2 protein-coding genes are annotated in these 1,104 nt (G+C 74.5%); both read left to right on the plus strand.

All coding sequences use genetic code 11. From position 1 onward, the window contains the following. Positions 1-780, plus strand: a 780-nt coding sequence (locus tag D588_RS0116645; protein WP_017916783.1) for a WYL domain-containing protein, incomplete at its 5' end; no start/stop codon positions are given. A 99-nt stretch (positions 781-879) separates the two neighbouring features. Next, a partial coding sequence (locus tag D588_RS0116650) for a DUF4124 domain-containing protein (RefSeq protein ID WP_026143803.1) occupies positions 880-1,104 on the plus strand: 225 nt, incomplete at its 3' end.

Below are 1,104 nucleotides of genomic sequence, written 5' to 3' on the forward strand. Positions count from 1 at the left end.
GGCGCGCAGATGCTGCCGCTGCTGTTCGAGGAGGACGAGGCGGTGGCGGTCGCGGTGGCGCTGCGCGCGGCCTGCGCCAGCATGGCCGGCCTGGAGGACACCGCGGTGCGGGTGCTGGCCAAGCTCGAACCGCTGCTGCCGACACGTGTGCGCCAGCGCGCCGAGGCCTTGCAGGGGGCGACCCTGGCGCTGGGCCAGGATCCGCTGCGGCCGGATACGCGGGTGTTGATCGGGGTCGCCAGCGCTTGCCGCGACCGGCGCCTGCTCGGCTTCGCCTACCGCGACCATTCCGGGCGCGCCAGCGAGCGGCTGGTCGAACCCTTGCGCCTGGTCAACGCCGGCCGCCGCTGGTACCTGCTGGCCTGGGACCGCGATCGTGCCGAATGGCGCACCTTCCGCGCCGAACGCATCGTGCCGCCCTTGCAGCTCGGCGCGGCGGTGGCGTTGCGCCTGCCGCCGCAGGAACCGGCGGCCATGGTCGACGCGGCGATCCGCTACAGCCCGCAGGCGATGGGTTTCGCCCTCAGTGTGCGGCTGCGTGGCAGCGCCGCCGAGCTGGGGGCGCGCATTCCACTGTGGTGCGGCACCCTGCAGGACGAGGCCGACGGCCACTGCCGGCTGTCGCTGCTGGCCGACGCGGTGCCGTGGCTGGCGGCGCAATTGCTGACCATCGGCGTGCCGTTCGCCGAGCTTGAGGCCACGCCCGAGGTGCGGACGGCGCTGCGCGGGGTGCTGAACGCGTTGCTGGAGCAGGTGCCGGAGCCGGCACCGGTAGAGTAGGTGATACGGACGGGGAGAGCGCACTGGCCGCCCGGCGCTGCTCCGGCCCCGGGCGGTGCGGACTTGGCAAGCGGCGGGGAAGTTGGGACACTCGCCGCCATGAAGGGGATGCTGTGGCTCCTGGGGCTGGGACTCGCCACGTTGACGGCTGCGCCGGCCAGCGCCGGCACCCTGTACAAGTGCACCGGCAACGATGGCGTGCCCAGCTACGGCAGCAAGCGCGTGTCCGGCGCCAGTTGCAGCGTGATCGGCCGCTACACCCCCGACCGCCGCGCCGCGCGGACCGCCCCGGCGCCGGCGCCGGCCAAGGCGAGCGCCGAGCGG

Origin of the sequence: Xanthomonas sp. SHU 308 (assembly GCF_000364645.1) — a bacterium.
Classification (GTDB): Bacteria; Pseudomonadota; Gammaproteobacteria; order Xanthomonadales; family Xanthomonadaceae; genus Xanthomonas_A; species Xanthomonas_A sontii.